The organism is Budvicia diplopodorum, assembly GCF_009800925.1.
GTDB lineage: Bacteria > Pseudomonadota > Gammaproteobacteria > Enterobacterales > Enterobacteriaceae > Budvicia > Budvicia diplopodorum.
Window position 1 is genome coordinate 180564 of record NZ_WOYF01000006.1, and the last position, 24296, is coordinate 204859.

At 46.4% G+C, this 24296-nt stretch carries 27 protein-coding genes; 6 read left to right on the forward strand and 21 right to left on the reverse strand.

What is annotated here, in order from left to right:
- Positions 1–49: 49 nt before the first annotated feature.
- The 5 genes from GVI43_RS08440 to GVI43_RS08460 form a co-directional block, all read right to left on the reverse strand.
- Entirely contained in the window at positions 50–379 is a 330-nt protein-coding gene (locus GVI43_RS08440) for an MliC family protein (protein ID WP_159566419.1), read from the reverse strand.
- A gap of 69 nt (positions 380–448) precedes the next feature.
- Positions 449–1552, reverse strand: coding sequence for an anhydro-N-acetylmuramic acid kinase (gene anmK, locus GVI43_RS08445; RefSeq protein WP_159566420.1), 1104 nt, complete (start codon positions 1550–1552; stop codon positions 449–451).
- 224 nt (positions 1553–1776) lie between these two features.
- Entirely contained in the window at positions 1777–2220 is a 444-nt protein-coding gene (slyA, locus tag GVI43_RS08450) for a transcriptional regulator SlyA (protein WP_159566421.1), read from the reverse strand.
- A 325-nt stretch (positions 2221–2545) separates the two neighbouring features.
- A complete protein-coding gene (sodC, locus tag GVI43_RS08455; protein ID WP_159566422.1) occupies positions 2546–3067 on the reverse strand; it encodes a superoxide dismutase family protein in 522 nt (173 codons plus the stop codon).
- Between the two features lie 163 nt (positions 3068–3230).
- The gene (locus tag GVI43_RS08460; RefSeq protein ID WP_159566423.1) at positions 3231–3470 is read right to left on the reverse strand and encodes a DUF1289 domain-containing protein; all 240 of its coding nucleotides are present in this window, start codon (positions 3468–3470) and stop codon (positions 3231–3233) included.
- A gap of 247 nt (positions 3471–3717) precedes the next feature.
- On the opposite strand from GVI43_RS08460, the gene gloA reads away from it, so the two are divergent.
- Together gloA and rnt are read left to right on the forward strand one after the other, a co-directional pair.
- Entirely contained in the window at positions 3718–4125 is a 408-nt protein-coding gene (gloA, locus tag GVI43_RS08465) for a lactoylglutathione lyase (RefSeq protein WP_159566424.1), read from the forward strand.
- Between the two features lie 166 nt (positions 4126–4291).
- On the forward strand, positions 4292–4945 hold the full coding sequence (rnt, locus tag GVI43_RS08470) for a ribonuclease T (protein ID WP_159566425.1): 654 nt from the start codon (positions 4292–4294) through the stop codon (positions 4943–4945).
- Positions 4946–5001: 56 nt separating this feature from the next.
- Here the strand turns inward: rnt and GVI43_RS08475 are convergent, their stop codons facing one another.
- Entirely contained in the window at positions 5002–5340 is a 339-nt protein-coding gene (locus GVI43_RS08475) for a Grx4 family monothiol glutaredoxin (RefSeq protein WP_159566426.1), read from the reverse strand.
- Between the two features lie 412 nt (positions 5341–5752).
- On the opposite strand from GVI43_RS08475, the gene sodB reads away from it, so the two are divergent.
- Entirely contained in the window at positions 5753–6331 is a 579-nt protein-coding gene (gene sodB / locus GVI43_RS08480; RefSeq protein ID WP_159566427.1) for a superoxide dismutase [Fe], read from the forward strand.
- 81 nt (positions 6332–6412) lie between these two features.
- Here sodB and GVI43_RS08485 read toward each other — a convergent pair whose 3' ends face one another.
- From GVI43_RS08485 to yceD, 14 genes are all read right to left on the reverse strand, one after another.
- Entirely contained in the window at positions 6413–7525 is a 1113-nt protein-coding gene (locus tag GVI43_RS08485) for an AAA family ATPase (RefSeq protein ID WP_159566428.1), read from the reverse strand.
- Between the two features lies 1 nt (position 7526).
- Complete coding sequence (locus GVI43_RS08490; RefSeq protein WP_159566429.1) at positions 7527–8234, reverse strand: RNA ligase family protein; 708 nt, start codon at positions 8232–8234, stop codon at positions 7527–7529.
- A gap of 259 nt (positions 8235–8493) precedes the next feature.
- Positions 8494–9270, reverse strand: a complete 777-nt coding sequence (locus GVI43_RS08495) for a metal-dependent hydrolase (protein WP_159566430.1) — start codon at positions 9268–9270, stop codon at positions 8494–8496.
- Between the two features lie 29 nt (positions 9271–9299).
- Positions 9300–10277: a DNA polymerase III subunit delta' gene (gene holB / locus GVI43_RS08500; protein WP_159566431.1), complete on the reverse strand. Its 978-nt coding sequence runs from the start codon at positions 10275–10277 to the stop codon at positions 9300–9302.
- Positions 10274–10906, reverse strand: coding sequence for a dTMP kinase (tmk, locus tag GVI43_RS08505; RefSeq protein ID WP_159566432.1), 633 nt, complete (start codon positions 10904–10906; stop codon positions 10274–10276). The genes holB and tmk overlap by 4 nt, the downstream gene beginning before the upstream one ends.
- 5 nt (positions 10907–10911) lie before the next feature.
- On the reverse strand, positions 10912–11931 hold the full coding sequence (gene mltG / locus GVI43_RS08510; RefSeq protein ID WP_159566433.1) for an endolytic transglycosylase MltG: 1020 nt from the start codon (positions 11929–11931) through the stop codon (positions 10912–10914).
- Positions 11932–12069: 138 nt separating this feature from the next.
- Positions 12070–13311 carry a beta-ketoacyl-ACP synthase II gene (gene fabF, locus GVI43_RS08515; RefSeq protein WP_159566434.1) on the reverse strand — a complete coding sequence of 414 codons (1242 nt, stop codon included), beginning with the start codon at positions 13309–13311 and terminating at the stop codon, positions 12070–12072.
- 84 nt (positions 13312–13395) lie between these two features.
- On the reverse strand, positions 13396–13632 hold the full coding sequence (gene acpP, locus GVI43_RS08520) for an acyl carrier protein (RefSeq protein WP_029095374.1): 237 nt from the start codon (positions 13630–13632) through the stop codon (positions 13396–13398).
- A gap of 152 nt (positions 13633–13784) precedes the next feature.
- Entirely contained in the window at positions 13785–14519 is a 735-nt protein-coding gene (gene fabG, locus GVI43_RS08525) for a 3-oxoacyl-ACP reductase FabG (RefSeq protein ID WP_159566435.1), read from the reverse strand.
- A gap of 32 nt (positions 14520–14551) precedes the next feature.
- On the reverse strand, positions 14552–15481 hold the full coding sequence (fabD, locus tag GVI43_RS08530) for an ACP S-malonyltransferase (RefSeq protein ID WP_159566436.1): 930 nt from the start codon (positions 15479–15481) through the stop codon (positions 14552–14554).
- Between the two features lie 34 nt (positions 15482–15515).
- Complete coding sequence (locus tag GVI43_RS08535) at positions 15516–16469, reverse strand: beta-ketoacyl-ACP synthase III (RefSeq protein ID WP_159566437.1); 954 nt, start codon at positions 16467–16469, stop codon at positions 15516–15518.
- Positions 16470–16475: 6 nt separating this feature from the next.
- Positions 16476–17504 carry a phosphate acyltransferase PlsX gene (gene plsX / locus GVI43_RS08540; protein WP_159566438.1) on the reverse strand — a complete coding sequence of 343 codons (1029 nt, stop codon included), beginning with the start codon at positions 17502–17504 and terminating at the stop codon, positions 16476–16478.
- 11 nt (positions 17505–17515) lie between these two features.
- On the reverse strand, positions 17516–17686 hold the full coding sequence (rpmF, locus tag GVI43_RS08545) for a 50S ribosomal protein L32 (RefSeq protein ID WP_159566439.1): 171 nt from the start codon (positions 17684–17686) through the stop codon (positions 17516–17518).
- Positions 17687–17702: 16 nt separating this feature from the next.
- A complete protein-coding gene (gene yceD, locus GVI43_RS08550; protein WP_159566440.1) occupies positions 17703–18224 on the reverse strand; it encodes a 23S rRNA accumulation protein YceD in 522 nt (173 codons plus the stop codon).
- Positions 18225–18460: 236 nt separating this feature from the next.
- On the opposite strand from yceD, the gene GVI43_RS08555 reads away from it, so the two are divergent.
- Entirely contained in the window at positions 18461–19057 is a 597-nt protein-coding gene (locus GVI43_RS08555; RefSeq protein WP_159566441.1) for a Maf family protein, read from the forward strand.
- Between the two features lie 52 nt (positions 19058–19109).
- Here the strand turns inward: GVI43_RS08555 and rluC are convergent, their stop codons facing one another.
- Positions 19110–20078: a 23S rRNA pseudouridine(955/2504/2580) synthase RluC gene (gene rluC, locus GVI43_RS08560; RefSeq protein WP_159566442.1), complete on the reverse strand. Its 969-nt coding sequence runs from the start codon at positions 20076–20078 to the stop codon at positions 19110–19112.
- 604 nt (positions 20079–20682) lie between these two features.
- Between rluC and rne the strand changes: the two genes are divergently transcribed.
- Positions 20683–23958 (forward strand): ribonuclease E, encoded by a 3276-nt coding sequence (gene rne, locus GVI43_RS08565; protein ID WP_159566443.1) that lies wholly within the window; start codon positions 20683–20685, stop codon positions 23956–23958.
- Positions 23959–24081: 123 nt separating this feature from the next.
- The coding region (locus GVI43_RS08570; protein ID WP_211959076.1) for a transposase domain-containing protein at positions 24082–24296 on the forward strand (215 nt) is incomplete at its 3' end.

Below are 24296 nucleotides of genomic sequence, written 5' to 3' on the forward strand. Positions count from 1 at the left end.
TCAGGATTTCAAACGCTCTAACGCAGTAAGTGAAGAAAATATGCTCAGACTAAGGGATTATTTTGCAGTCATTAAGAATGATGGTAGAACCGCGTAAAATCATAGCGTTATCGGCACTATACCAAAAGGAATAGTAAGCGTTGCTGTACTGAGTGCCTGAGGTCGAAGCAACCCGATGAAGCAGTTGGTCAGTTCCATCAATAATAACGCGAACCTGTTGTGCGGGAGCATTTAATCGAATGTCTAACGGTTGATTCCCACATTGATAATGTAACAACGTTTCAGTCGTTGTTTTATCGGTCTTAGCAACATTATTACTACAACCGACTAACGTGCCAACCAGAGTTACTAGCGCTAAGCTTAACGTTAACTTTTTCATGTTTCACTCCTGACGTGGATTATCTCACGTCAAGTATAGCATACCAGATATTGTATCAATTATTCTCGCCTAGGGAGTGTAAACAGCACCCAGAACCGTAGGCCTTGAGGCGCCGGTCACAGAAGGAATATTTCCCGGTAATCCGGAAAGCGTTCTGGCCGCCAGCCAGGCAAAGGCCATCGCTTCCATATCATCACCGCTAATGCCATGGTTATCGGTGGTATCAACAACGGTATCTGGGAGCAGCCGAGCCATACGTTCCATCAGAAGAGGATTACGGGCACCTCCGCCACAAACCAATAATCGCTCACAGCCGCCGGCACGCTGGATATGGTCAGCAATGCTCACCGCGGTGAGTTCCGCTAGCGTTGCCTGCACGTCCTGAGGCGAAACCTGTGCAAACGACTCAAGCTGGCGAGACAGCCATTGCAGGTTAAAATGCTCTCTACCGGTGCTTTTCGGTGCGGCCAAACCAAAATATGGATCGGATAACATGGCCGATAGCAGCGGGAAATTAACGCTGCCCTGACGAGCCCATACGGCATCTCTATCGAAGCTTTTTCCCTGATGTTTTTCAATCCAGGCATCCATCAACATGTTGCCCGGCCCGGTATCAAAGCCACTCACGTTAACGCCGGGGATCAGCAAAGATAAATTAGCAATTCCACCGATGTTCAATACCATCCGACGCTCATCGGGCGTGGCTAATAGGGCCTGATGAAAAGCGGGAACTAATGGCGCGCCCTGCCCACCGAATGCCATATCTTTGCGGCGAAAATCCCCTACGGTGGTAATTTGGGTCATCGCAGCGACGCGATTGTTATCCCCAAGCTGCATGGTAAAAGGATATTGCCCTTCCGGCTGATGCCAGACGGTTTGACCATGATTACCTATCGCTAAGATATCTGAGGCAGGAATTTGATATTGGTCTAATAATCCCTGAACCGCTTCGGCAAACAGTATGCCTAAGCGCAGGTCTAATTGACCAATTTGAGAAAGTGTTGCTAGCTGCCCCTGACATATGGCGAGAATACTTTGCTTTATGTCAGGTGGCATAGGATGTGAATAACTTGCTTTTTGAATAACCGTTGAGGCGCTAATGTCAGCAATAACAACGTCAACGCCGTCTAAACTGGTTCCAGACATAACACCGATATATTTACCAGATATCATCATTAATACCTTTTTATCTACGCTTATTGTTCTGAAGGAAATCAGATAATATGGGATAGGTATTAAATCAAAATCTCCGTTAATTGCCACCTCAAAATGAAGTCAGCAATAATGCCAGCATTGATATCATTAATCTTGAATAATACTTATGCGCTCTACGCCAAGAAATACTGTTTATCATCAGGTAGATATGCATATCCGGTAACGGTTATGCAAAAGGCAATTTACTTACTTGCCATATTAGCAATGTTCTGTTCAAGCTTTCTAACCAGATTAACGAAAACGGCCAGCTCATGCTCTTCCACATCCAATAAAATACCGTCTCTTACGCTATCAACAACTTCACTGACCTGACTTAGTATCGGTTTTGCTTCTTCAGTCAGATTAATTTTTTTTGCCCGACGATCGCATGGGCAAGGATCTCGTCGAACTAAACCACGGCGTTCTAATTGATCGAGCGTACGAACTAAGGAGGGTTGCTCTATGCCAATCGCTTTAGCTAATTGAATTTGTGACTGGTTTGGTGGTAAACCATTTAAATAGTAAAGCGTGATCCAGTGGGTTTGTGTTAAACCAACGGGTTTAAGGCGAAGGTCAATAATACTACGCCAGCTTCGTACCAGCTTTGCTATATCTGCACCTAACGTATATTGGGTTTTAGAATTCATATGATAACCTAATCTATAAGTAAATATGGGTAATTAGGATTCAATTATGACTTTTCTTCCTATAAAAATGCCAATAATCAAAACATTCAATAATAATTTACTGCATACGACAAATGTATCCATCACGGCCCTATAGAACTAATTTTAGCCGATAAATCAATCCACACACTTAATATTTTTAACAAATTAAACACTCCTTCACGCTCATTAAAATAATTAAATTAATTATTAATGAGTTAATAAAGATAAGTGCCGCCACAAAGGCGGCACGGATACATGACATCGTCAGAAACGGTAAGCGATACATTGAACCATAATCATCAGATTATTTAATCACACCGCATCCAGCTCTTGCTCCCCCACCGCCTAACGGTGCCGGGTGGTCTGAATGGTTATCACCACCGGCGTGAACCATTAGTGCATGCTCTTTAATTTGAGCAATGGTTTTTAAACGAGGGGCTAGCACTGGCGTGGTTGCCGTACCGTTTACGGCCACATAGATGGCAGGTAAGTCACCCAGATGTCCATTGGCATAAGGACCTAAGTGTTTTGCCGTATTGTCAGGGTCAAAATGACCACCGGCAGCCAGAGCGGCCACCGCTTTGCCATCTTTAGTAGCGGATTCACAGCTGGCCTTTTCATGAATATGGAACCCATGAACGCCTGCGGGTAATGATTTAAGGTTGGGTGTAAACAGTAAACCATATTCAGTTTCGCTGATGGCCACATTACCGATTGATTGACCAACTCCTTCAGCAGAAACACTATTAACAGGAACTTCAATCATTGCAGCCTGAGCGCCAGCACAGGCAACCAAAATAGCCAGAGCGGTTAAATAACGTTTCATAGTTCATCCTTTTTAAATATGCTTACTCATATAAGCATATTCATTATGCTGCAAATGTACCGCTATTGCAGTAATTCAAATAATACCTCTTCCTATTTAAATCGGTCGGTTATTGAATTAATTAAGAAAATTCAATGAATAAAATAATTACCCTATTGGTAAATCAAAATAATGTGGGGTGCTGGGGATCTGAATTGTTTTTATCTACTGACTTTCTATTGCGGGCTAACTGCCGCTGATGGCATAACCGAAGAACATCACGCTTTTGACTATTACTCATGATGGTCCAGTGAAAACGTTCTTCCCTGCTTCTTAAGCATGCCAAGCAATATCCCCGAGCATCGCTTTGACAAATGCCCCGGCAAGGGGATGGAATATCAAAAAACTCAAGCTGTTGTGCCATGATAACACCCGATGCCCGTAGACGTAGTGACAAAGCCTATGACTAAATGCCCTATTAATAGGTAATAGATTGAACCGGGCTAAAAAGCAAGGAAACCAGATGGGTCAATGGTTCTCTGCCCTTTTCATTAATGATAAAGATAATGATAAATGTAGTGATAAATAGAAAGCTTCAACCGGGTATAGACATCAGAGTATACTTTCCGCCTAATTGAACGTTCTGGTTCTACCATAAAGAGGATAACAACATGCGCTTACTTCATACCATGCTACGCGTTGGTAACTTACAGCGGTCTATCGATTTTTACACCCAAGTACTCGGCATGAATCTGCTGCGCAGTAGCGAAAATACTGAATATAAATATTCTCTGGCATTCGTTGGCTACGGCGACGAAAGCAAAGGTTCAGTCATTGAACTGACCTATAACTGGGGCGTTGAAAGCTATGATATGGGTAACGCGTTTGGCCATATTGCACTAGGCGTTGATAGCGTTGCGCAGACCTGTGAACAAATTCGCAAAGCCGGTGGAAAAATAACCAGAGAGGCAGGTCCAGTCAAAGGCGGCACCACCGTTATCGCTTTTGTTGAAGATCCGGATGGCTATAAAATTGAGCTAATTGAAAACAAACAGGCCAGTGACGCATTAGGCAACTAACCTTGTCGTTGCGTAGCCAAACGGGCGCTTTATCGGCGTTCGCTGACTCAAAAATGGTTAAAACGGATTTCTTTGCATCCTTCAGAATGATGCTGACTGCAAGGCACAACAAAATTTGGCATAATAGCCCTCTGATTTTTTAAAACGGCGTTAAGAATAGGTAGACATGGCTGATAATAATACTCAAAACAGTTTAAGCGATCGATTTCGTGGCTTTTATCCCGTTGTTATTGATGTAGAAACTGCGGGGTTCGACGCAAAAACCAATGCTTTATTAGAAATAGCCGCTTTTACCTTAAAAATGAATGAACAAGGGTGGTTGATCAAAGATCGATCATTGCATTTTCACGTAGACCCTTTTGAAGGCTCAATACTCTCTCCCGACGCTTTGGCGTTTAACGGTATTGACCCAACGAATCCTCTGCGCGGTGCGGTCAGTGAATATGAGGCGTTACACGCCATCTTTAAAATGGTGCGAAACGGCATCAAAGAGCAAAACTGTAACCGGGCAATCGTTGTGGCACACAATGCGGCTTTCGATCACGGTTTTCTAATGGCCGCATGCGACAGAACGGGGCTAAAACGCAATCCGTTCCACCCCTTCGCTACCTTTGATACTGCCGCGCTTAGCGGATTAGTGTTGGGGCAAACCGTTTTGGCCAAAGCCTGTCTGACTGCAGGTATTGCTTTTGATAGCTCTCAGGCTCACTCGGCGCTATACGATACGGAGCGCACAACTGAGCTATTTTGTGAACTGGTGAACCGCTGGAAGAAACTGGGCGGATGGCCTTTAACCCCGGACCAACAGGTCAAAGATTAAAAAAACAACCCCCGCAAGCATAGGCTTCCGGGGGTTGTTTATATCAAAGCAGAAAACTATTCAGCGTCTTGAGCACCGTATTTTAATGCGGCCTGTTTCAATAACGGCTGTAATTCACCGCGCTGATACATTTCTAAAATAATGTCACAGCCACCAATCAGCTCACCCTCAACCCACAGCTGTGGGAAAGTTGGCCAGTTAGCATATTTAGGCAGCTCGGCACGAATATCCGGATTCTGTAAAATATCGACATAAGAAAAACGTTCACCACAGGCAGACAAAGCCTGTACAGCCTGAGCGCTAAAGCCACAGCTCGGTAGCTTAGGCGAGCCTTTCATATACAGTAGGATTGGGTTTTCAGCAATTTGAAGCTGAATTTTTTCTATTGTTGTCATTGTCTTGCTTCCTCAAGCATGCGTGGCGCTCATTGTTTTACTATGGTAGCGGGCTGTATCGATAAGAAAATTGCTCTCTTTCGCAGGGCTTTATTGTAGCAGATTGGTATGGAGTTACACTGCATAAGTTGCAATCAGAATACCTCGTTGAGTTTTACCGCTTCAACCCATCGTGCAACCAATTTTTTATTCACTCTAATTCCCCGCTATCAGGTCGCTCACCGGTTATTACGGCGATTAACATTTTGACCTTTTCCTATCTCCCTCTTTTAATATAAAAAAAAGTTGATAAAATCATATCTTATAACAATGTAACAACAGTTTTTTTTCAAATGACTCATGATTCAGATAACAGCCGGTTTAGGGTTACAGAAATCAATGAGCATTCTATTTTTTCTTGAGGAGCAATCAAATGTCGTTTGAATTACCAGCCCTACCTTATGCTAAAGACGGTTTAGAACCACACATCTCGGCTGAAACTTTAGAATATCACTATGGTAAACATCACAATACCTACGTTGTTAACCTGAATAACTTAGTCAAAGGGACTGAGTTTGAAGGAAAATCGCTGGAAGAGATCGTGCTTAAATCTTCCGGCGGAATTTTTAATAACGCGGCGCAAGTGTGGAACCATACGTTCTATTGGAATTGCCTGTCACCAAAAGCCGGTGGAGAACCGACGGGTGCAGTTGCCGATCTCATCGTAAAGCACTTTGGCTCTTTTGCCGCATTCAAAGAGCAGTTAACTGATTCTGCTATCAAAAACTTCGGCTCAGGCTGGACCTGGCTGGTGAAGAAGGCTGACGGCACATTAGCAATTGTAAACACCTCTAATGCCGCTAACCCGATGACTGACGGTAATAAGCCACTCTTGACCGTCGACGTATGGGAACATGCTTACTACATCGACTACCGCAATGCTCGGCCTAAATATTTAGAAAACTTCTGGGCACTGGTTAACTGGGAATTTGTCGCTAAGAATCTGGTTTAATTACCTCAAGCCATCGACCTAGTTTAGGTTTAAAAAAACGCCGTGCGGTTTACCGAACGGCGTTTTTGTTTATAATCATCATCAATAGTCGGTATGGTAAATCACGTCATGAGCTTCATCGGGCGTAGGCAATTCAAGTTTACTCAACATCCGTTCTAGAACCTTTTCCGGCACCGCATATTCACGGTTATTATTTTGTACCCGCCAGCGATCGTAGGGTACTTCCAGATAAACAATTCGAACCCAAGCGTTATAGCTGACAAACAGGCTTATCAATTGCTGACGCATCTGATAAGTGATGTTAGTTGCATTCCAGACAAAATCTTCGCCCACACGGAGTTTCATCCTAGCCTGCTCTTTCGCCTGCTGAACTACCCGTCCGGTACCCATTTTATCATCCGGCTTGATTTTAAGCTGCCGACGAATATCATCTAGACTAACCACCGGTAACGCCGAATAATGATATTGAAGATAGCGATCTTTTCCCATTCCCGGTAAGCCACACAGTAAAGTCACCCTACTTTTGTAATCATCATAAGGCTGGTAGTTTAAATCCCGACTATCGCTAGCAAAATAGTTGAACCGCGCTTCCGAAGAGCAAAACTCTCGCGGTTGCCGCCAACATAACTGTTCACGGCAATAGAGTTCAAATAGCTCTATTCTGCTCAGCAGTTCATCGGCATCCGAACATTCTCGCCCTAGCACATCAGCCTTAGCCAAAATGGCTAATAAATAAGTATCTACCCGCAATGAGGCTAAAAGCAGCGCTTTTTGTGGGTCCGGTTTTTCCATTATCCATAAAGGTAACCCGTGGTAACGAACTAACGCCGCTATTGATTCTCTGATCGCCAACGGCGTCGGGATCTGTTTAAACAATAGCTTCCTAACCGTAAGCTCACCGCGCTTAGCATGCCCCGGTGAAATAATCTTTCCATCCGTATCCACTTTGGTGGTACTTCGTTTCTCGACATCATGCAACAACGCAGCCGCCCAAAGGATCTCTTGCTCTAACGGTGTCAGCTCAGCGTATTCAGGTAATGACACTAATGATTCCAATACCCTTTGAGTATGCTCAGCAACATCGCCTTCAGTATGATATGAGGGGTCTTGTTCAACGCCTCTCATATCGGCGACCCAAGCGTAATTCTTTTCTAAAAACGCCCACGACTTATTTTCACTTAGAGTCCACGTCATATCACTCACCTATCCTTGAGGTTTCAAAAGATAGTGCCGCTCGCTTCCAATTTCTCTTCCAGTGTACGTCGGTTTTAACATGATTTTTACGAACATATTTAAACACCTGATGAGCGAAATCAGATACCGGATACTCTGCACGATTTCGACTGACAATGCCTTCCATCGGGCTTGCTGCCTGAGTAGAGATATCCCATGAATCAAATCGACTACTTTGTTGAGCATGATTAATTATCATCTGACTAAAATGAGCTTCACCGTCAGCAACGGGTGATACTTCAATTTCTGGGACACAAGGAAAATCAAAGAGATCGGCATAAAAGTTAACCTCTTCCCAGCTTAACCAGACATCTTTGCAGCGCACGGCAAATACAAAGAAGTAATTTTCAAGCTGCCGATATTCAATAGAATGAATCGCATAAAGATTTTCACCAAATATCTCAATATCGCCTAAGTCATCTTTAATCAATTGCCAGCGCTGGCGAATTTGCTGTGTCCATGCAGACTGCGTTGATGCGCCGTGCGAACGTGCAAAAACGCCATATTTATTTAGACAGTTATTTTCACCATCCAGTTTTTCGGTGTGCACTAATCGTTCTATTAGCGATATATCATGCCACCATTGATGATTAATCCGGTCGTCACTCGTTGTTCCCGGTGAAAACGGGTAATGAAATGTCCTGCCGTACTTTCTTGATTGCATATCCATGATGCTATCTATCCTTTACATGCCCTGTATTTATTACCTAGGATTTAGTCAGCTAATCAGGTTAGGTGAATAAATTCGGTAAAACAGGCACAAAAAAACTTACCCAGATGAGCATATGATATTGCGTAGAAGAGGATTAAACGCGGTGGTACTTTGAAGGCGTGCGCATATTATCAGCATAAAAATATAACGGCCAGTATTTATTCGCGTAATAATGTTCCCGTTTAGTCTTATACGGGCGGTAAACCGCCCGTATACATTACAACGTCACGTTGAATAATTGGCTAAAATTCCGCGTGGTCACTTCTGCCAGCTCGGCCACATCAACCCCTTTCAGTACCGCAAGATATTCAGCCACGTCTCTAACATAGGCCGGCTGGTTCTCTTTACCACGGTGTGGCACCGGAGCCAGATAAGGCGAATCGGTTTCGATTAACATCCGCTCTAACGGCACATAGCGGGCAACCTCACGCAGCGCATCCGCATTGCGGAAGGTAACAATGCCTGAAAACGAAATATAAAAACCGATATCCAACAGCTGCCTGGCGGTGTCGCAGTCTTCAGTAAAACAGTGCAGCACGCCGCCGCATTCTTCCGCTTTTTCGTGTTTTAGAATTGACAGCGTATCGGCACGTGCGTCACGGGTATGAACAATCACCGGTTTACCCAACTGACGCCCTATTTGTATATGCTGGCGAAAGCAGGTTTGCTGCAGCTGAAGGTTATCCTTTTGATAAAAATAGTCCAGACCGGTCTCGCCCAGCGCAACTACCCGCTCGTCAGATGCCAACCGTAGTAGCTCCTCGGGTTGATAGACTTCGTCTAAGTTCAACGGGTGGGCACCGCAGGAAAGGTACACCTGCGGATAGCCTGAAACCATCGATTTCAGGCTATTAAAACCGGACAGCGTGGTTGACACGGCCAAACACGCACCAACGCCCCGCCGTTTGGCGGCTTCGAGAACGCTGTCTAAATTGGTATGCAGGCCTTGATAATCCAGCGCATCAAGGTGGCAATGGGAATCAACTAAATACATAGGGGAAATTAACTCGTTTCAATAAAAAATCAGGCTAATAGCTCATCGGCCTGATTAAGCATGTTGGTCAATAGCAGTTCCCGGTTAACTCCGGCAACGGACAACAAATCGTGGCGGCAATTGAGCCACTTCTGGATTATCTGATTAAACGTCACCGAAGAGGCTAGCTCAGCCATATTTTGAATGATAGCAGTGAAATCCTGATTCACAATGAACGTCGCCGCTCCCTGCTGGTATTTTAAAACGTCTAGCAAGAGAGAAACTGCCCAGTGAATGCGCTCGTCAGCATTGTCATGATTCAATAACGCAAGCAGTGACAGTAGATCCCGTTGCTGAAAAGCCACGCCTAAGCCACGGCAAACCGCTTCGCGTTTTCCCCAGATGTCTGAGGTTAGTAGCTGTTGCGCGGCAATGGGTGCGCCATGGCTCAAACGCAAAGCGGTCTTTAAGCTATCACGTTGGCCTGCATTCTGGTGTGTCAGCCATTTAACGCTGAATTCTTCATCGGGACAAGATAACAGCCAGTGGAAACAACGGCTGCGTATCGTGGCCAATAAGCGTGACGGATCGTAACAACCCAGCAGGAAGTAGGTATCTTTTGGCGGCTCTTCCAGCGTTTTAAGCAATGCGTTTGCGGCGGCTTCGCTAAGCAGCTCAGACTGAGGGATCCAAGCAACCTTTAGCCCGCCCTGTTGGGAGTGAGAATAGAGGGTTTCAGTCAGTTGGCGGATCTGGTCTACGCCAAGCGCACTTTTGCCCTTTTCCGGCTCCACAACCAGCCAGTCGGGGTGCGTTCCAGCTTTCATCAAATTGCAGCTATGGCAAACGCCACAGGTTTTTTCACCGTTGCGATGTTGGCACATCAGCCAACGGCCTAACGCCTGTATCAGTGGCTCATCTCCACAGCCCGGAACCGACTGGATCAATAATGCATGATGATTACGCTCAGAGGCGTATTGAGCAACTAGTTGCTTATAAACCGGCGTTAACCACGGATACCAAATCACTTAACCTGCTCCAACCATTGTTGCATCGCCTGACGGATATCTGCCGTAACGTCGTCAAGAGGTTGTGAAGCATCGATAGTGATAATGGCATCATTACCTGAGGCTAACTCAAGATAACACGCTCTGGTGCGTTCAAAGAAGGCTAACGACTCTTTTTCAATGCGATCAAGCTCGCCTCGTTGCCGGGCCCGCTGTAAACCAATTTCTGGAGGAAGATCGAGATATAAGGTCAGATCCGGATAGAAATCACCCAGAATGGTGTCTCGCAATGCCGTCATCAGTTTACTATCAATACCGCGGCCGCCGCCCTGATAGGCTTGAGAAGAGAGATCGTGCCGATCGCCAACTACCCAAGCTCCGCGCGCTAATGCAGGCTTAATCACATTATCAATCAGCTGAATTCGTGAAGCGTACATCATCAATACTTCGGCTTTATCCGTCAGTATTTCGCCTTCAACGCCCTGCTTAACCAGCTCGCGCAATTTCTCTGCCAGCGGCGTTCCTCCCGGCTCGCGGGTAAAGACAATATCCTGAATCCCTTTGGCTTTCAGCTCAGCAACAATGGTATCCCGGGCAGTAGTTTTTCCTGCACCTTCAAGCCCTTCGATAACAATGAATTTACCACTCATAACGATCATTTTCCTGCACGTAAAATTTGAAGATAGCTGCGCACGGCCTGATTATGGCTTTGTAAGTTAGTGGTAAAAGTATGACCACCTTTACCGTCCGCAACAAAATACAGGTAAGGCGTATTTGCCGGATGCGCCGCCGCTTTTAATGAAGCAACGCTCGGCATCGCAATTGGCGTTGGCGGCAGCCCGTTGATAACGTAAGTGTTGTAATCCGTTGGCGTGGCCAGATCTTTGTGGGTGATATTGCCGTTATATTGACTACCCATACCGTAAATTACCGTCGGATCGGTCTGTAACTTCATTCCAATACGCATGCGGTTAATAAACACCGAGGCCACTTTATCCCGTTCAGAATCCAAAGCCGTCTCTTTTTCAATGATAGATGCCATGATCATCATTTCATAAGGTGTTTTATAAGGTAGGTTTTCAGCTCTGCCGAGCCATACTTCATCCACAGTGGCTTTCATCCGTTCGTGGGCTCGCTTAAGCAATGAAATATCCGTGGTACCGGCAGTGTAATTATAGGTGTCCGGGTAGAACCAGCCTTCCGGATGCTTAGGATCGTTAATCTCAAGGCGCTCAGCAATATCGCTATTGTTCAAATTTTTTAAGGTCTGATTGATATATGGCGCTTCGGCTAGCAGCTGCAGCCAGTCCTGCATTTTCAATCCTTCGATAAATCGAATCGAGAACTGTGCTTCTTTACCGGAACGGAGCAATAGAAGTAAATCTTTAATACTCATTCCCGGAGTTAATTTATAGGTTCCTGCTTTGAAGCCAGCTAATTCAGGCTTAGCCCGTAATAACCATGGAAAAGGTTTGATATTCTCGACAATCTTCTTATCTACCAGCAGTTGAGCTAAGCCCACCCGCCCGGTGCCCGCAGGCAGAGTAAAGTAAGCGTCCTGTTGAATAGTTAACGCAGTTTCTGCGTAGCTCTGTAGCCATTTATAGCCAGAAAAAAGTCCGGCAGCTCCGGCCAGTATAAGTACTGCAAAAATCCCTATAATTTTTTTCTTCATCGTTTTGGCCATTATCATCGAGATGTTATCAGGAACGCGTTAACTATCATTAAGCATTCCCCGATTCTATAAGTAAAACGGCCCGGTGAATATACCGGGCCGTTTATTTACTCATTAGAGAAGATATCCGCTCTGAGCCTATATTTTACGGAACAAAACCGAACCGTTAGTACCGCCGAAACCGAATGAATTACATAACACATATTCCATTCCATTGACCTGACGAGCTTCGTGCGGAACAAAATCAAGATCGCAACCTTCATCCGGATTATCCAGATTAATGGTTGGAGGGATAGCCTGATCGCGCAGTGCAAGAATAGAGAAAATCGACTCTACCGCACCAGCAGCACCCAACAGGTGGCCGGTCATGGATTTGGTTGAGCTAACCATAACCCGCTTGGCATCCTGTTTAAATATGCTCTTCACTGCCGAGGCTTCTGCTTTATCACCGGCATGAGTTGAAGTGCCATGGGCATTAACGTAAGCAATTTGTGACGGGGTCACGTTAGCATCACGTAATGCGTTTTCCATAGCTAACGCTGCTCCGGCGCCATCTTCAGGAGGTGAAGTCATATGGTAAGCATCGCTGCTCATACCAAAACCAACAACTTCAGCATAAATTTTCGCACCGCGCTTTTTGGCGTGTTCATACTCTTCCAGCACCATAATGCCGGCACCGTCGCCAAGTACGAAACCATCGCGGTCTTTATCCCACGGACGGCTTGCGCCCTGAGGATCATCATTTCGGGTTGAAAGTGCGCGTGCAGCACCAAATCCGCCAACGCCTAACGGCGTGCTGGCTTTTTCTGCCCCACCGGCCAACATAACATCTGCGTCGTTATGCGCAATAATTCTTGCCGCATGACCAATATTATGTACGCCTGAAGTACAGGCCGTAGCGATAGAAATACTCGGGCCTCTTAGTCCATAAATAATGGAAAGATGACCTGCGATCATATTCACAATAGTTGAAGGCACAAAGAACGGGCTTACTTTACGAGGGCCACCGGTCATTAGTGCGCTGTGGTTCTCTTCAATTAAGCCTAAACCACCGATTCCTGAACCAATGGCGGCACCCATACGCGGTGCATTTTCTGCGGTTACTTCAATACCGGAATCTTGCATTGCCTGCATACCGGCAGCAATACCATATTGAATGAAGGCATCCATTTTTCTCGCATCTTTGCGTGAAATGAATTCTTCACAGTTAAAACCTTTAACTAAACCAGCAAAACGCGTTGCGTAGGCGCTAGTATCGAAATGGTCAATAAGGCTAATACCACTCTGCCCAGCAAGGAGAGCCTTCCATGTAGTCTCTACAGTGTTGCCGACAGGGGATAACATGCCCATACCAGTCACTACAACTCGACGCTTAGACACGCTGAATCCTCCAAAGAGGGATAATTTGAATTAGGAAATGAAGAAAAACTTAGGCGGTCGAGTGACCGCCTAGATATGTTCAGATTACGCGTTAGCAGCAGTGATATAATCAATCGCTGCTTGAACAGTAGTAATCTTCTCTGCTTCTTCGTCTGGAATCTCAGTATCAAACTCTTCTTCCAGAGCCATAACCAGTTCAACGGTGTCAAGAGAATCAGCACCGAGGTCTTCTACGAAAGAAGCGGCGTTCTTAACTTCTTCTTCTTTAACACCCAGTTGCTCAATAATAATTTTCTTAACACGTTCTTCGATAGTGCTCATACTCTTAAATTTCCTATCAAAACTCGCTAACGCGATGGTTTTCGTAGTTTATTCAATGTTGAAAAAGATGCAACCAAATAACGGCTGGTCGAACCACAATTTTAAACTTTTTGCCCAAAACTGACTCAAATTGCTTAAAAAATTAGCGATTCTTAAAGCATGTACATGCCACCATTCACGTTTAAGGTTTCACCCGTAATATATCCAGCTTCATCAGAGGCTAAAAATGCAGCAGCGCTGGCTATCTCTTTTGCTTCGCCCAAGCGATTAGCTGGGACTTGTGACAAAATGCCTGACCGTTGTTCGTCTGTCAATGCACGCGTCATATCGGTTTCAATAAAACCGGGCGCGATAACATTAACGGTAATACCTCTGGAGGCAACTTCACGCGCCAGCGACTTGCTAAAACCAATTATACCAGCTTTAGCTGCCGCGTAGTTAGTCTGCCCTGCATTACCCATTGTACCAACAACTGAGCCAATAGTAATTATCCGTCCATAACGTTTTTTCATCATTGCACGCATAACTGCTTTTGATAGGCGAAAAACCGACGTCAAATTCGTGTCAAGAATGTCTTGCCACTCATCATCTTTCATTCTCATTAGCAGATTATCGCGAGTGATACCTGCATTATTGATCAGAATGTCAATTTCACCAAATTCAGCACGAATAGTATTAAGCGTAGTTTCAATAGATGCGGAATCGGTCACATTCAGCGCCAATCCTTTTCCATTTTTGCCTAAATATTCACTAATAGCTTCAGCGCCCTTTTCTGACGTTGCGGTTCCAATTACGGTGGCACCTTCAGAAACGAGTTTTTCAGCTATCGCTCGGCCAATCCCACGGCTAGCACCGGTGACCAAAGCAATTTTTCCGTCTAATCTCATTCATTTCCCCTTTACGATTATTCTGTTCTAACTTACAGCTCAAGCGCACTTTGTAAATTAGCAGGATCGTTCACCGCCGCAGCGGATAACGTATCGACAATTCGTTTCGTTAATCCGGTTAATACTTTACCCGGACCAACTTCTAATAAATAAGTAATATCTTCGGCCGCCATACGCTCAACGGTTTCAGTCCAACGAACCGGATTGTATAGCTGGCGAACTAGCGCACTACGAATAGCCTCAGCATCGGTTTCAGCTTTAACGTCAACGTTATTAATTACCGTTATCTGAGGCGCATTAAATGCGATGGCTTTTAACGCTTCGGCTAATTTATCTGCCGCTGGCTTCATTAACGCACAGTGAGAAGGCACGCTAACGGGTAAAGGTAGAGCACGTTTGGCACCCGCCTCTTTACAGGCTGCGCCTGCTCGCTCTACGGCTTCTTTATTGCCTGCGATAACCACTTGCCCCGGTGAATTAAAATTCACTGGAGAAACAACCTGCCCTTGAGCAGACTCTTCACAGGCTTTAGCAATAGCATCGTTGTCCAATCCGATAATAGCGGACATCGCACCGGTGCCTTCAGGAACCGCTTCTTGCATCAGCTTACCGCGAAGTTCGACTAAGCGAATTGCATCTTTAAAATCTAATACGCCAGCACAAACTAATGCGGAATATTCACCAAGGCTATGCCCGGCCAAAACCGCAGGCGTTTTACCGCCCTGCTGCTGCCATACTCGCCAGATTGCCACTGACGCGGCCAATAACGCCGGCTGGGTTTGCCACGTTTTATTCAATTCAGTTTCAGGCCCTTGTTGAACCAGATCCCATAAATCGTAACCTAAAGCGTCAGACGCTTGCGCAAAAGTCTGCTGTACAATCGGAAAGCTATCCGCCAGCGCGGACAGCATTCCTACCGTCTGTGACCCCTGCCCGGGGAACACTATTGCAAATTGACTCATTATTGTTTTTCCAAACAAAAGTTTCAGACAAAAATCAGAACCGGATTAACGCAGAGCCCCAGGTAAATCCACCGCCGAAGGCTTCAAGAATAATCAAATGGCCTCGTTGGATCCGACCGTCTCTCACCGCTTCATCTAACGCTGCCGGAACCGACGCGGCTGAAGTATTACCATGACGATCCAAAGTAATAACCACTTTTTCCATTCCCATTCCCAGCTTTTTCGCCGTGGCAGAGATAATGCGTAAATTAGCCTGATGTGGCACTAACCAGTCCAGCTCAGATTTATCAATATTATTGGCAGTCAGAGCCTCATCAACGATATGCGCCAACTCGGTAACTGCAACTTTAAATACGTCATTCCCTTTCATGGTCAAATAATCCGACTTAGACGGATCAACCCGATCGTGATTAGGCAACGTGAGCAGATCGCCATAACGGCCATCCGCATGAAGATGGGTAGAGATAATTCCCGGCTCTTGTGAAGCGCCGACAACAATGGCTCCTGCACCATCACCAAATAGAATGATCGTACCGCGGTCTTGTGGATCCAACGTCCGACTTAATGCGTCAGAACCAATAACCAGCGCTTTCGCTACAGCACCATTTTTCACATATTGATCGGCAATACTAATAGCGTAGGCGAACCCGGCACAGGCTGCTGCAACGTCAAATGCGGCAGCATCTTTAATACCTAAATAATTCTGAACTTCGCAAGCCGCACTCGGGAAGGCGTTACTGGAAGAGGTGGTTGCAACAATAATCAACCCGATCTCATCTTTGTCTATACCGGCCATTTCAATAGCTTTATCAGCCGCATGGCAAGCCATGGTGGCGACAGTTTCATTTGGTGCTGCTATATGACGCTGACGGATCCCTGTACGAGAAACAATCCAGTCGTCTGTTGTATCTACCATCTGCTCTAGATCGGCATTGGTTCGTACCTGTACAGGCAGATAGCTACCGGTACCAAGAATTTTTGTATACATGAACGATCAGTCACTCTTAGGTAATACAGCCTGAAGACGAGCAGCAATTTGCGTAGGAACGTTCCGCTCCACGGCCTGTATGGCCTGCTCAATGGCTACGGTGAAAGCCTGTTGGTTTGCAGCGCCGTGACTTTTAATCACCGTACTGCGTAATCCTAACAGACAGGCTCCATTATATCGATCGGGATTTAAATGCCCGAAACGTTTAGACAAACTCTTTTTGAACCAATAACCAATGAGTTTTGCCCACCACGGACGTTTTGTTTTACCTGACGATAATAATGAAAGAAATACTCGAACTACGCCTTCCAATGTCTTTAACGTTACGTTACCGACAAAACCATCACATACTAGCACATCAGTTTCACCAGTCAGAAGATCGTTCCCTTCCAGATAGCCAATATAGTTTATCTGTTGTGCATTGCGGAGTATAGCCGCGGCAGCCTGAATGTTATCAAGCCCTTTAGTTTCTTCTTCACCAATATTCAACAGCGCAACCCGAGGGTTAGGGATCTGCAGAATTTCCTCTGCCATTACCGCGCCCATCACCGCAAACTGAACCAGCATTTCGCTATCGCATTCAACGTTAGCCCCCAAATCCAACAATAACGTTTTACCGCCATTCTGGTTGGGTACCGCAGTCACTAATGCCGGACGCTCGATTCCCTCTAAGGGCTTTAGCATCAATTTCGACAGCCCCATCAGTGCGCCGGTATTTCCTGCGCTGACGCAGGCCTGAGCCTGCCCCTCTTTCACTAAATCTAAAGCAATACGCATAGAGGTGCCGCGGCTATTTCTGATGGCGGATGACGGTTTCGCGTCGTTAGCAATCATTAATTCGGCTGGGATAACTTGAAGTCGTTTGAGAATATCGGGTTTGCTATTAACTAACAGGGGTTCGATGGTGGAAGGATCGCCAACAAGCTGAAGAATGAGGGCTGGATTAGAAGCCAATGCCTGCAAAGATGCAGGCACTGTAACGCAGGGACCGAAGTCCCCGCCCATAGCATCTAACGCAATGGTTAGACGAGTCAAGGTATCGCCGATTACTTAACGATTACCTTGCGGCCACGGTAGTAACCGTCAGCTGTGATGTGGTGACGCAGGTGGGTTTCACCTGAGACTTTATCCACAGATACTGCGGCAGTAGTCAATGCATCATGTGAACGACGCATGCCACGTCTTGAACGGGTACTTTTATTCTGTTGTACGGCCATCGACCTTACTCCTCGGTTACTTTTGCTTTAAACTGGCTAATACGGCGAATGGATTTGGTTTGTCTGCCTCAGGGGACAGTTGACCAAATATCATGTCCGCGTCGGACACTTCACAGTGTTCATATTCATGAACCGGTGCTATTGGCAAAGAAAGGATAAGTTCATCCTCAATCAGTGCCAGCAAATCGATTTCGCCAAAGTTATCGACTTCGATTGGCTCATAGCCTGCCGGTAATGCTTCTGCCTGCTCATCATTTTTGATCGGGCTGAAACAATACGTTGCGTGAACGGTATATTCAAAGTTGTGATTACAGCGCTGGCACATCAGCGTTACTGGAACGCTCGCTTTGCCTGTAATAACAACTAAACGTTGATTATCAATATTAAATGATACTTCTACGTCGATATCACTATCCACACTTACTACTGATTCGGCTAAACGCACGGCCCGATCGGCTGAGTAAATTCCAGCGTAATCGAGACTTTTCTGAGCCGTACGAAGCGGATCAATAGTTAAGGGTAATTTTACCTTTTGCATAGGGCGCGCATATTAACGTTGTAATGGCTGATAGTCAAAGAAAAAGCACGTAAATCACCTGCATTTAACATCTCAGCGCTTAAGATGGGCCATAGTTTAAGGTAGCCCGCCCTATTTCGCCATCCTTTTAATCAGGATTTAACCAATAATAAGCATAAAATGAGCGAAACAAAATGTAACTCTATTATGGGCTACGATAGACTATACGGCCCAACGCAGTGCTATCAGGTATCACTATGTCATCGTTAGTCTTAGCTTCAACCTCATCCTATCGGATGGCTTTGCTCGAAAAACTCGGTATCCCGTTTATTGCCGTCGCACCGAATATTGATGAACAGGCTAAAGAAAATGAAACGGCAGAGCATTTAGTGGTTCGTTTAGCAATAGAAAAAGCAACAACGGTGGCAATCAGCCATCCTGACGGCTTAATTATTGGTTCCGATCAGGTTTGCGTACTCAATAACCAAATAACGGGCAAACCACATAACAAAACCAATGCCATGATTCAGCTATCTCAGGCCAGCGGCCAGTGCATTACTTTTTACACTGGATTATGCCTATATAATGGGAAGTCAGGCCAATATGAAGCGCTGTGCGAAACCTTTGAGGTCCATTTTCGTCAACTGACAGAGAGTGAAATCAGCGCTTATTTAGATAAAGAACGGCCGTGGAACTGTGCTGGCAGTTTTAAATGTGAAGGGTTGGGTATCGCCCTGTTTGACAGGCTGGCCGGAAGCGACCCCAATACCTTAGTCGGCCTACCTTTAATCTCATTGACGAAATTATTGATAAAAGCGGGTATCAATCCCCTGACCTATCAATCTGGTCGGTAGCGATATTTCTTCTATATATAGCTACATCGCTACCGACGCATTTAGCACGATACTATTTTGGGTTGCGTAACACCGTTAAGCAATAGCGTAACGCGCCGTCCATCGGGGCTTCCACTCTCATCGTTTCACCGGTGTTTGGGTGCTCAAACCGCAGCGCAGCCGCATGTAAGAATAGCCGATTCAGCTTAGTCGCCGCTAAAGCGCTGTCGAACTCCCGATCGCCGTAGCGGTCGTCAAACGCAATCGGATGGCCAGCATATAATGCATGAACCCGAATCTGGTGGGTTCGACCGGTTACCGGACTGGCTTTCACCAACGTCGCATTCGCGCTATCGAAGCGTTCTTCGACTTTGAACCGGGTTTCTGACGGTTTACCGTCTGCATCAACCCGGACAATACGCTCTCCGCTTTGCAGCACGTTCTTCAACAAAGGCGCCTGTATCACTTTGCAATGGGATTGCCATTGTCCCCGAACCAACGCCAGATAGTCTTTTTGCATGGTTTTAAGCCGCAGCTGTTCATGCAACGTTCGCAAAGCGGATCGCTTCTTAGCCACTAACAGCACGCCGGACGTTTCACGGTCTAAACGGTGAACTAACTCCAAAAACTTAGCCTCAGGCCTTAATGCCCTAAGCCCTTCAATTACGCCAAAACTCAAACCACTTCCACCGTGAACGGCAGTGCCTGACGGCTTATTTAGCACCAAAATATAGTCATCTTCAAAAATAATGCAGTTTTCTAGCGCCGCCACCTTATCTAACTTAGCGGAAACGACCGACTCTTCCCGTTCAGCGACCCGAACCGGCGGGACGCGAATAATATCGCTGTCCTGTAGCTTATATTCCGGCTTAATACGCTTTTTATTAACGCGAACCTCACCTTTACGCAAGATGCGGTAAATCATACTTTTTGGAACGCCCTTTAGCAGGGTGATTAAAAAGTTATCAATTCGCTGCCCTGCGGTATCGGCAGTGATAGCGATATTTTGTACGGATGGTACCGATGGATTACTTGTTTTCATAATGTGGATTCTAGCACGATCATTTTTTGCTAAATATGCCTTATTAAATTGTTTTCATGTCTACACTTATAATAACGCTATTTCGGCAACAAAATGAGTTATATACCACTGAGGTAGTTCTGTGAATGTTCTGGCACGCTGACTTGAACACCGTGATAATTTAACATTGTTTTTACATGATTATGTGAAACAGTAAAAGTCACCTTGCCATAACGCGGCCAGCAGTTGATAATGTGGCTGTTTTTATGCCTTAAACCCGCCGATGGCGAGAAAATAGGCAAAAAATAAAATTTGCAGATCGCTTAATCAGTGCAGCAATGGCGTAAGACACTATAAGATATCAAGCAATTAGCGAGCTACGGGTAGTGGCTTGGATGGTAAAAAGGAACCGCTCTCGATTTACTTTTTAGAGATGGCTTTCCCTGATAAAAAGCGCTGTTTTCACAAAGAAATACAGGCTTACCGAGATAATGCGCCCCTATGCAAGCGACAGCCGTGAGGTTGACGATTTTGCGATAAGACTCGGGGCCATCGGTTAACTCCGTCCATTAGTTCCCCTATGCGTAGACTCAATTGACAATGTAAAAAAATGAGTAAAGTTTAAATGAAAAGAATGCTAATTAACGCAACTCAGCAAGAAGAGTTGCGTGTAGCCTTAGTTGATGGGCAACGTCTGTACGATTTGGATATTGAAAGTCCAGGACATGAACAGAAAAAAGCTAATATTTACAAAGGCAAAATAACCCGAGTTGAACAAAGTCTTGAAGCGGCATTTGTTGACTACGGTGCAGATCGACACGGTTTCCTCCCTTTTAAAGAAATTTCCCGCGAATACTTTTCATCCAACAGTTCTTCCCATGGGCGCCAGAACATCAAAGATGTTTTACACGTCGGTCAGGAAGTTATCGTTCAGGTTGATAAAGAAGAGCGTGGAAATAAAGGCGCAGCACTAACTACATTTATTAGTCTGGCCGGTAGTTATTTAGTTTTAATGCCAAACAACCCTCGTGCCGGCGGTATTTCCCGTCGCATCGAAGGTGACGATCGTCAGGAATTAAAAGAAGCGCTGGACTCTCTTGAAATTCCTAACGGTATGGGCCTGATCGTCCGTACGGCTGGCGTTGGTAAATCTGCAGAAGCCTTACAGTGGGATTTATCCTTCCGTTTAAAGCACTGGGAAGCCATTAAGAAAGCGGCCGAAGGTCGCCCTGCTCCGTTCTTAATCCATCAAGAAAGCAACGTTATTGTTCGAGCCTTCCGTGATTATTTACGCCCGGACATCGGCGAAATCCTGATCGACAATATGAAAATCCTCGATCTGGCTAAAGAGCACATTGCAGCCCTTGGCCGTCCTGATTTCAGCAGCAAAATCAAGCCTTATACCGGTGAAATTCCGTTATTTAGCCATTATCAAATTGAATCTCAAATTGAATCGGCCTTCCAGCGCGAGGTTCGCCTCCCTTCCGGCGGTTCAATTGTTATCGATACCACCGAAGCATTAACCGCCATTGATATCAACTCCGCGCGCTCAACCCGCGGCGGCGATATTGAAGAAACGGCCTTTAATACTAACCTCGAAGCCGCCGATGAAATTGCCCGCCAGTTACGCCTGCGTGACTTAGGTGGCTTAATCGTTATCGACTTTATCGATATGACCCCAATTCGCCATCAGCGTGAAGTTGAAAACCGTCTGCGAGATGCCGTTCGTCAAGACCGTGCCCGCATCCAGATCGGTCGTATTTCACGCTTTGGCCTATTAGAAATGTCCCGTCAGCGTCTGAGCCCATCGTTAGGCGAGTCAAGCCACCACGTGTGTCCTCGCTGTAACGGAACCGGTACCGTTCGTGATAACGAATCTCTGGCCCTGTCGATTCTGCGTCTGATTGAAGAAGAAGCGTTAAAAGACAATACCAAAGAAGTTGACGCCATCGTTCCTGTACAGGTTGCCTCTTACCTGCTGAACGAGAAACGTGAATCAATTAACGCCATTGAACGTCGTTCAGGCGGTAAAGTTCGCGTTGTTGTGGTACCAAACGACCGTATGGAAACGCCACATTACGAAGTGATTCGTAAAAAACCTGGCGAAGAAAGTAACGTATTAAGCTACTTACTGCCTCAGTTACATGAAGCAGAAACAGAAAGCGAAGAAGAAACAACCCATGAGCGTAAGCTGCCTGAGCAACCGGCACTAGCCAGCTTCTCCCTAGCAACGGAATCCGTTCCTGTTGAAGAGAAAAAAACGGCACCTGCGCCAGCAGCATCAACACCGGCTGCGCCAGCGGGTCCGGGGCTGTTATCTCGCTTTGTCAGCGGCCTGAAAAACCTGTTAGCACCGGCAGAACCGGTTAAAGCAGCTGAGCCAGCGGTAAGTGAAAAAACCACTAACGCTCAACAAGATCGCCGTAATAACAACCGTCGCAACAATAACAATCGTAAAGACCGCAATGGCGAACGTAATAATGAACGTCCAAACCGCGATAACGCGCAGGATGCTCGTCGTAACAATCGTCAGCCGCAAGAGGCCGTCGCTCAAGAAACTGCTGCTGCTGCCCCGGCCCCAGCCCGTGACGATAGCCGTCGTGAGTCTCGTGCCGACCGTCAACGCCGCCGTAACGAAGACAGGCGTCAACAGCAGGCACAGGTTCAGCAAACCGAACAGGTTGCCGAAGCGGTTGTTGAAAGCGTAATCGTTCCGGAAGTCGTGGTTGAAGAGGACAAACCGGCCGTTATTGCACAACGTCGCCAGCGCCGCCAGTTGCCTCATAAAGTGCGCGTAACCTCTCAGTCTGAAACTTCGACTGAAAATAGTGTTGAAGCGCCGGTAGCCGTAATGAATACGGCGCCAGTAGAAGACATTAAGTTACTGCCCGTTATTGCTGAAGCTCATAACGACGAGGCCGTCGCTCAAACCAATGCGGCTTCTGATTCAGACAGCGAGCAAAATGGCTATAACAATAACGACACTAACGGCATGCCGCGTCGTTCACGCCGCTCACCTCGTCATCTGCGCGTGAGTGGTCAGCGTCGTCGTCGTTACCGTGATGAGCAATACCCAACGGCTTCAGCCATGCCACTGACCTTCGCAATGGCATCGCCTGAACTGGCATCGGGTAAAGTTTTCATCAACTATGCGGCGATGGTGACCGAGCAGCCTAAAGTGTTTGAACCAATTGAAGCACTGGAAGCGGCTAACGTTGCTGAAGATAACGCTCGTCGTCAGCGTCAGCAGCCTGAAACACAGGTCGTTGAAGCAGCTAGCGTTGCGGCAGTTACTCCTATCGTTACCGATATCGTAACCGCACCGACAATGGTCGACACGGCAACCAGCGGCGAGTTTAACGAATACGTTAACCCTGCGGCTGAAGCGATACCGGCCATTCAAGCGTTTGATGAGCAGCCGGATAGCGTAATGCCAGAACCAACGGTAAACGTACCGGTTGAGGCACCAATCGAAGCGCCGGTATCCATTGTCGCGACCAGCGTGGCTTCTGCCCCTGCCGCCGCGCCAGTGTCCGAGGTTGAACAGCCAGCACCGGTTGCAGAAGTTCAGGCACCTGTCGCGCCAGCTGATATCGAAATGGAAGCCGTTAGCGATACAGTTACATCGAATGTAGCCACACCGGCGGTAGTTGAAGCTCCAGCGGTTGAAGCGAAAGAGCCAAGCTCAGAAGCCAACGTGGTTGCCAGCTCCCCGGTATTTAAGCCTGCGGCTGAAGAGACAGAATCTGCTGCGCCTTCGGTTGTACCTACCGTCGAGCCAGAACCACAGGCCGTACAACCATCAACAGATGAGTTCAGCGGTAAAGGTTCTGCCGGTGGTCATGCAGCAACTAACTTTGCTGCAGCTCCGGCTGCCCGACCGGCTCCGATTGATGACTAATTCAGTCAATCACCGATAGTAAAAAACCCGCTTAATAGGTAATGCCGATCAGTTAAGGATCGGTTGACCGATCCAGTGGTTGTGTAAGAATCCGGAAATGCTCACCCGTTTCCGGATTTTTTTATGCACATTGGACAGGCCCTTGATCTCGTTTCTCGTTACGACTCCTTGCGTAACCCACTAACTTCTCTCGGCGATTTTCTTGACCCGGAGCTCATCTCTCGTTGTCTTGCCGAGTCCGGCACAGTCACCCTGCGTAAACGCCGCCTGCCCCTGGAAATGATGGTCTGGTGCATCGTTGGCATGGCTCTTGAACGTAAAGAGCCGCTTCATCAAAT

Excerpts from the sequence above, each read along its gene's own strand:
- rpmF (WP_159566439.1), bottom strand. The coding sequence starts at position 17,686 with ATGGCCGTACAACAGAATAAAAGTACCCGTTCAAGACGTGGCATGCGT.
- GVI43_RS08475 (WP_159566426.1), bottom strand. The coding sequence starts at position 5,340 with ATGACAACAATAGAAAAAATTCAGCTTCAAATTGCTGAAAACCCAATC.
- acpP (WP_029095374.1), bottom strand. The coding sequence starts at position 13,632 with ATGAGCACTATCGAAGAACGTGTTAAGAAAATTATTATTGAGCAACTG.
- GVI43_RS08460 (WP_159566423.1), bottom strand. The coding sequence starts at position 3,470 with ATGGCACAACAGCTTGAGTTTTTTGATATTCCATCCCCTTGCCGGGGC.
- GVI43_RS08495 (WP_159566430.1), bottom strand. The coding sequence starts at position 9,270 with ATGTATTTAGTTGATTCCCATTGCCACCTTGATGCGCTGGATTATCAA.
- slyA (WP_159566421.1), bottom strand. The coding sequence starts at position 2,220 with ATGAATTCTAAAACCCAATATACGTTAGGTGCAGATATAGCAAAGCTG.
- sodC (WP_159566422.1), bottom strand. The coding sequence starts at position 3,067 with ATGAAACGTTATTTAACCGCTCTGGCTATTTTGGTTGCCTGTGCTGGC.
- tmk (WP_159566432.1), bottom strand. The coding sequence starts at position 10,906 with ATGAGTGGTAAATTCATTGTTATCGAAGGGCTTGAAGGTGCAGGAAAA.
- rluC (WP_159566442.1), bottom strand. The coding sequence starts at position 20,078 with ATGAAAACAAGTAATCCATCGGTACCATCCGTACAAAATATCGCTATC.
- GVI43_RS08485 (WP_159566428.1), bottom strand. The coding sequence starts at position 7,525 with ATGACGTGGACTCTAAGTGAAAATAAGTCGTGGGCGTTTTTAGAAAAG.
- yceD (WP_159566440.1), bottom strand. The coding sequence starts at position 18,224 with ATGCAAAAGGTAAAATTACCCTTAACTATTGATCCGCTTCGTACGGCT.
- GVI43_RS08490 (WP_159566429.1), bottom strand. The coding sequence starts at position 8,234 with ATGGATATGCAATCAAGAAAGTACGGCAGGACATTTCATTACCCGTTT.
- sodB (WP_159566427.1), top strand. The coding sequence starts at position 5,753 with ATGTCGTTTGAATTACCAGCCCTACCTTATGCTAAAGACGGTTTAGAA.
- fabD (WP_159566436.1), bottom strand. The coding sequence starts at position 15,481 with ATGAGTCAATTTGCAATAGTGTTCCCCGGGCAGGGGTCACAGACGGTA.
- GVI43_RS08555 (WP_159566441.1), top strand. The coding sequence starts at position 18,461 with ATGTCATCGTTAGTCTTAGCTTCAACCTCATCCTATCGGATGGCTTTG.
- GVI43_RS08535 (WP_159566437.1), bottom strand. The coding sequence starts at position 16,469 with ATGTATACAAAAATTCTTGGTACCGGTAGCTATCTGCCTGTACAGGTA.
- mltG (WP_159566433.1), bottom strand. The coding sequence starts at position 11,931 with ATGAAGAAAAAAATTATAGGGATTTTTGCAGTACTTATACTGGCCGGA.
- gloA (WP_159566424.1), top strand. The coding sequence starts at position 3,718 with ATGCGCTTACTTCATACCATGCTACGCGTTGGTAACTTACAGCGGTCT.
- GVI43_RS08440 (WP_159566419.1), bottom strand. The coding sequence starts at position 379 with ATGAAAAAGTTAACGTTAAGCTTAGCGCTAGTAACTCTGGTTGGCACG.
- anmK (WP_159566420.1), bottom strand. The coding sequence starts at position 1,552 with ATGATATCTGGTAAATATATCGGTGTTATGTCTGGAACCAGTTTAGAC.
- rnt (WP_159566425.1), top strand. The coding sequence starts at position 4,292 with ATGGCTGATAATAATACTCAAAACAGTTTAAGCGATCGATTTCGTGGC.
- fabG (WP_159566435.1), bottom strand. The coding sequence starts at position 14,519 with ATGAGATTAGACGGAAAAATTGCTTTGGTCACCGGTGCTAGCCGTGGG.
- rne (WP_159566443.1), top strand. The coding sequence starts at position 20,683 with ATGAAAAGAATGCTAATTAACGCAACTCAGCAAGAAGAGTTGCGTGTA.